This is a genomic window from Porcipelethomonas sp., from assembly GCF_051893655.1.
Classification (GTDB): domain Bacteria; phylum Bacillota; class Clostridia; order Oscillospirales; family Ruminococcaceae; genus Porcipelethomonas.
The window spans coordinates 1-5,779 of the sequence record NZ_JBJFHN010000105.1; the positions used below are offsets into that span (position 1 = coordinate 1).

The 5,779-nt window shown below is 40.1% G+C and carries 6 protein-coding genes; 1 reads left to right on the forward strand and 5 read right to left on the reverse strand.

Annotated elements, in window-relative coordinates; translation table 11 throughout:
* Positions 1 to 236: 236 nt before the first annotated feature.
* Positions 237 to 401, reverse strand: a complete 165-nt coding sequence (locus ACI4WO_RS06170) for a hypothetical protein (protein WP_439806687.1) — start codon at positions 399 to 401, stop codon at positions 237 to 239.
* A 45-nt stretch (positions 402 to 446) separates the two neighbouring features.
* On the opposite strand from ACI4WO_RS06170, the gene ACI4WO_RS06175 reads away from it, so the two are divergent.
* On the forward strand, positions 447 to 680 hold the full coding sequence (locus tag ACI4WO_RS06175; protein WP_439806688.1) for a hypothetical protein: 234 nt from the start codon (positions 447 to 449) through the stop codon (positions 678 to 680).
* A 117-nt stretch (positions 681 to 797) separates the two neighbouring features.
* Here the strand turns inward: ACI4WO_RS06175 and ACI4WO_RS06180 are convergent, their stop codons facing one another.
* From ACI4WO_RS06180 to ACI4WO_RS06195, 4 genes are read right to left on the reverse strand one after another with little or no spacing between them, the layout of a single operon-like run.
* A complete protein-coding gene (locus ACI4WO_RS06180; protein ID WP_439806689.1) occupies positions 798 to 1,919 on the reverse strand; it encodes a toxic anion resistance protein in 1,122 nt (373 codons plus the stop codon).
* 14 nt (positions 1,920 to 1,933) lie between these two features.
* Positions 1,934 to 2,980 carry a hypothetical protein gene (locus ACI4WO_RS06185; protein WP_439806690.1) on the reverse strand — a complete coding sequence of 349 codons (1,047 nt, stop codon included), beginning with the start codon at positions 2,978 to 2,980 and terminating at the stop codon, positions 1,934 to 1,936.
* Positions 2,977 to 3,600 (reverse strand): 5-bromo-4-chloroindolyl phosphate hydrolysis family protein, encoded by a 624-nt coding sequence (locus ACI4WO_RS06190; RefSeq protein ID WP_439806691.1) that lies wholly within the window; start codon positions 3,598 to 3,600, stop codon positions 2,977 to 2,979. Before ACI4WO_RS06190 ends, ACI4WO_RS06185 begins: the two co-directional genes overlap by 4 nt.
* A gap of 1 nt (position 3,601) precedes the next feature.
* Positions 3,602 to 5,218, reverse strand: coding sequence for a substrate-binding domain-containing protein (locus ACI4WO_RS06195; RefSeq protein ID WP_439806692.1), 1,617 nt, complete (start codon positions 5,216 to 5,218; stop codon positions 3,602 to 3,604).
* Positions 5,219 to 5,779: the final 561 nt, after the last annotated feature.

Genomic DNA, 5,779 nt, shown 5'->3' on the forward strand with positions numbered 1-5,779 from the left:
TTGCGAAAAAGACGGCATGAGAAAATACAAAAAGGAGCGGTTCGGTGAGCCGCTCCTTTTTATAGCTGAATTTTAAATTTATATAACGTTATAATAATATTGCCACAATATCATTGTTTCATCAATTAAACCATGCCAAATTGGTTGGAGCAATATTATTTAAAGTGCCATTTTGCTTGTCACCAGAGGTGACAACTGCTGAATATGCCAATAGATTTCGGCAAGGTTTTCTTGCCTCATCTATATTTTAAGGCTTTCTGAACAGATTCAGAATATTCATTAAGTCCGTACATAGTTCCGATATCCTGTCCGCTGTCATCTTCAGCATAAATGATTCCCATTACCATGTAGCAGGCTTTTCCATCAGTTGACAGTGTACCCTTGGCAGGACCTATATTCATATCTTCATTTTTTATAATATCAGGTTTCTAAATATAGCCTTCTGCATGAATTTTTCTTTTGGTGACAAGGGATTTTTTGTGAGAATCAAAGCGGCGATTCCGGCAACAGCGCACTCTGCAAAAAAAGGTATCAGTACAACAATAAAAGCAGCAGCTGCGGATTTTATATCTTTTTCAAGAATGATTCTTTTAATTTCATTCAGGGGCATACCCAAAGCAGTACATACAACAAAAAACAGTAAAAAAATAGAAAACCAGAGCGATAAATTTATCAAGTAATTTCAAAAAGAATGATTTCACATAATTCACTCCATTCTATTTAAAGTAAAATCTTGCTAGATTCATAATTTATAGTAAACGACAAATATATTTGACGTTCACTATATAATTGCAGCATTACTCACGAATCTCCAATAATTTCTGTTTCAGTTCGTCCTCAATGCGTACCAGTTCTGTTTCAGCAGCCTTACGCTTTTCTCTGCCGGCTTTCTGTATCTGAATAGTTTCTTCAATAGTGCTGATAAGATTCTGATTGACGGTTTGAAGCGTTTCCAGATCCACAATCCCCCGGTTGGCTTCATTTGCAGTTTCAATGGTATTGCTTTTCAAAAGCTCCGCATTCTTTACTAGCATGGCATTTGTAGTATCTGTAATTTCACGCTGCATTTTCAGAACCTTTTGCTGATTGGAAAGTCCCATGGCAATTATGAACTGGCTTTTCCATATTGGAATGGTATTTAAAATTGCCGTCTGAATTTTGTCCACAAGCATACGGTCATTGTTCTGTATTAATTTGATCTGCGGTGCAGACTGAATGGAAATGGTACGGCTCAGTTCCAGATCATAGATTTTCTTTTCAAACCGGTCAATGGTATCTTCAAAGTCGTTTACCAGCTGCGCATCCATGGGATTTCCGCTTGCCGATGCTTCCGAACGGAGTTTCGGAAGTGTTTCTTCACGAATTTCTGCAATACGTTCTCTGCCGGCGGCAATGTACAGTTCAAGTTCACGGAAACAGTTCAGATTTTCCTGATACATCATATCAAAAACACCGATATCCCTCAGCATATTCATACGTGCTTTTTCCAGTTCCGCTTCAATACGATCTATCTGAACCTCTGCTTTGGCAAATCGTTCTTTCAGCTTTTTTATACTTCGTGCGGCACTTTTCAAAACGGGGATTTTGCTTAATACATCATCTGTAAACTGACTTGTGTCCAGACTTTTGATTTCGATGACAAGATCAGACAACAGTTCTCCAACCTGACCGCCGTCTTTGGAACGGACATTCTGAAGAATATTATCGGCAAACTCTGTCATACTTCGCTGTGCACCAATGCCGTATTGTATCGTTGTCTGAGTGTCCATAAAATCAATTGACGTCTTGATTTCATCAATGCGTTTCCGTTCTTCGGGTGTGAACTCAGTCTGAGTAATTTCTGACGGAAGTTCCTCTTGCTTAGGGTTTTCCTGCTGTATTTTTGCATTTGCCAGCATAGCTAAATTGATTTCTGACATAATTATTCCTCCTGTTATCTGAGACTATCCATAATTCTTTTCATGGTATCATAGTCCGGCATATGAATGACTGCTGTAATCTGTTCCGGTATGCCTGAGATACCGGCTGATGCAATATCGCAGCCGTCTGTACGAAAGCCATGTTTTGTCCATGCTATTTCCTGTATCTTATCATCAGACAAAGCTTTGATACCTGATTTTCCTTCTTCATTCAGCGCAATGTAAATGTGAGTTGACCATACTGTGGGTGTGGGATACAGTATGACAATATCGTCTTTGATTTTTGCATAGCTGTCCGGCTGTTCTGCAGCGTATTCTATAAGTTGATTTTCATAGCCTGCAATTATTGGTTTTGCTCCGACACCCATGCGCAGAAACTGGCTGAACAGGTCGGAAGATGATGTTTCCATATAGCCCAGCTGTGAAAAAATTTCCTGCAATTGAGGCAGTACTGCATCTATACTGGCTGCATCAGCTGTTCTTCCGCCGTTCAGTGCGCTTGCAAGGAGTGAGGCAAACATATTTCCGGAATTGGAACGAACAGGGTCTGTTGTGTCTACTGTTACAGCTCCGTAAAGTTCAGACAGTCCCAGCTCACTCCATTGTGTTCTGTTCATTATACACTCCGTCAGCTTTTGCATATCCGCATAATACACACCGTCTGTTTCTGTGACGATACCTTCCTGTATAAGCGCATCAGCAACGATTTTATGTGAATAGAGGACAATGGGCGTGTTGAAAATTATCTCGCTGGCAGCAGGCTTTCCATGGGTTTCATTGTAATATTCCAATGCTGTCTGACTGGATGGAAACAGGTAGTCCCTGTCCGTGAAATCTGCTGTTATCATATCCATGGAACCGGCACGGGAATAATCCAGTTCCAGATGATATTCCCTGCGAATGATATCCTGTACTTCTTTGTCCTCAAACAATCCGATTTTTTCACCGCCGAGATAACCACTCAGGATTGTTACTGTTGTCTGATTCTGATAGAAATAGTATCCGCCTCCTGCAAGTATAACTGCAAGCAGGACAGCAATGCCGATTAACTTTGTTTTCATATTCCATTCTCCATTTTTACCGTTTGCTCCAGAAGGCGGATTTCAGCCTCCATATCTATCATTTCACTGCGCATGAGTTTCTGAAACTGTTCTTCAAAAGCCGTATTCAGCGTTCCGATTGCCTTTAAGGTATTGTTCTGCAGCTGAATAACATCGTCTGTTCTGAGCTGAGTATCCTGCAGTTCGATATATTTTTTCAGCAAAGAAGAAGCAGTTTCCTGATAATAGTCAATAAACTGTCGGGCAGACCTGATTTTTTCAGGGTGTTTTTCAAGATACTCAAGAATATTTTTGGCAGTCTCTTTCAGCCGCTGTGTTTCCTGTCTGACTGCCGGCTCATGGATCTGCTCCATGGCTTGTTCAATGCAGTGAAAATCCTTTTGTGCTTCCTCAAGCTGCCGGCTTATTGTTTCACCCTCCGGCAGCGTATCAATGCTTATCTTTCCAATTTTTAGCTTTGGCTTCAAAAGCAGTGACAATCCAAAGAAAGCACTGATTGACAGAACCATATCCACAATGAAATTCCAATGAAACAGGAACAGCAAAGCAAGAAATAATCCTCCTGCCAGCAAGCCAGCAAGCAAACCTGCGGCAAGTTCCTTTTTTTTATATTTTTCCAAATCAGTTATATCCTTTCACACTTCGGAATGCAGAAACGAGATCTGTGCGTCCGTCAAAAACACGTGCATTGGTAAGCGATGCAAGTGTGTCCAGCTGGGAGGAATCTGCATCTCCGAACATTATAGAAAATATGGGAATATCCAGACCCAGTTCCTTATAGTATTCGGTGAATTCCGGCTGTGACCTGGTGACCGACTCACCGTCACTCATAAGTATGATTGCAGGTGTATAGTCATTCAGATTTTCATATTCCGAGAGAATTTCCATTCCCTTTTTTACAGCGGCATACATATCTGTTCCGCCCTCGGGCTCTTCGCTGCTTACCTGTTCATAAAGCCTTTCAAGACTGCCGGCATCCGCATTTTCTGCTGTGTATACATTCCGGATATCACCTGAAAATGTTATGATAATATTCACTTCGTCCTTGTCCGCCTGAAGCATATTTTTCTCTGCATTTTCCTGTATGAGAATCTGCGCCATAGCTTCCTCCAGCTGTGCATTTCCTTCTCCGGTCATACTGCCGGAAAAATCCAGACAATACACATTTAATGACGGTTTTCGGAATTCCGTCTGGTATAAATTAAGTGCTTTTTTCAGCACCTGTTCAGAGGGCATGGTGATGGGCGAGAGTATTCGCTGTGTATCAATACCCCAGTCTGTACTGAAAATATCCATATTCTCTTCTGATACACCTTCAAATCCGGTGCGCCTGCCTGTTTTCTGTATTTTATTCTGTACATCTTCTGACAGCAGATATTCCTGTACTGCCTGAAAAGCCTCCTGTTTTTCCGCATCACCATGATCCACATAGCCAAGCGGAGAGTCAGCCATACTCAGACCATCGTATGGATAAACAGCATAGAGCGGTTCTCTGTCCTGAGAAACAAGTTCCTGATTTGCATCAATTATCAGGCACTCATAGTTTACCATAGCATCAAAATTTCCGGCAAGGAACATATCCTTGAGCCAGTCTGAACTGCCGGAACTGCGGTCAATTCCCGAAAGCAGCCGGGAGATATCACGTTTCAGGCTTTCACTTTCCAGATCGCTTTCTGTTAACGTATCCGTCTTTCCAAGCAACGCATACAGAAATCCGATGTAAGCGCTGGCTCCGGAATTGGACTGAGTAGCACTTGTCATACAGAAAGACAGCTGACCGGTCTGTATCGCATCTAAAATGTCACCGACAGAAACTTCTGCACCCACAAATCCAAGTTTTTCTGCAAGAGATTTGCGAATGCCAAACACAACTGGTGTAGTATAGACAGATGTATTATATTTCACCTTATGTGCAGTATCACCCAGTGATATCCACAGGCTTGATGCCGGCCACACAGCATCGTATTCTTCTGCACCGGATTGCAGTGTATGCATAATATCCACAGAACCCTGATAGGTCATTTCAATGGTAACACCGGTTTCATCTGCACACTCATCAAGAATGTCAGAAAGTTCTTTGTTTTCAGAACCGGAAAGGATTTTTATTGTTTCCCCATGGAATTTTCCGCTGTAACGTTCATCAGCAGAGTCTTCGCTTTCTGCAGTACTGCATCCGCACAGAATAAATGAAGGAAGAATTATAGCCGTAAACAGTTGTATTAAAAAAGATTTCTTCATACTGGTCCCTCCGATTTTTGAACAATCAAATATTTAATCTTTTAACAGCATCAAGTGCAAGTTCAGAACGCTCACATTCATATTTAATTTTAATTTTATAAAATATGTGTAAAATTTGCTATCCATTTCATGTAAAGTTTATGAAAAATATGATTTAATATAAGGGTAGAGTATACAGATAGATTGAATGGCAACGATTTGATTTTGGTCGGAAATATAATTTACTTGAATTTAACGAAACTTTGATTGAAAAAAGTTACTGGATATATTATAATTTGACATGAGGTGAGTTGAATATGGATATCATAAGATTAATATGAAAAAAATTTAGAAAACACTTCATGATAATCCTTAACAGTCTTACTTTGATTCGTTAAAATAATAGGCAGTGATGCTGTAAAATTATAATAAAATTTACAATATTTCGCTTTTGATTTTTACATTGAAAATATAAAATAAAATGTAAGGTTTATGGTTTAATTTGTGGAGCATATAAAAGTCTGCTGAATAAGACATCTTTTGTTGCTGTCACACTGTTGCCGTTTGTGATTATCATTTTGT

Excerpts from the sequence above, each read along its gene's own strand:
- ACI4WO_RS06170 (WP_439806687.1), bottom strand. The coding sequence starts at position 401 with ATGAATATAGGTCCTGCCAAGGGTACACTGTCAACTGATGGAAAAGCC.
- ACI4WO_RS06175 (WP_439806688.1), top strand. The coding sequence starts at position 447 with ATGAATTTTTCTTTTGGTGACAAGGGATTTTTTGTGAGAATCAAAGCG.
- ACI4WO_RS06180 (WP_439806689.1), bottom strand. The coding sequence starts at position 1,919 with ATGTCAGAAATCAATTTAGCTATGCTGGCAAATGCAAAAATACAGCAG.
- ACI4WO_RS06185 (WP_439806690.1), bottom strand. The coding sequence starts at position 2,980 with ATGAAAACAAAGTTAATCGGCATTGCTGTCCTGCTTGCAGTTATACTT.
- ACI4WO_RS06195 (WP_439806692.1), bottom strand. The coding sequence starts at position 5,218 with ATGAAGAAATCTTTTTTAATACAACTGTTTACGGCTATAATTCTTCCT.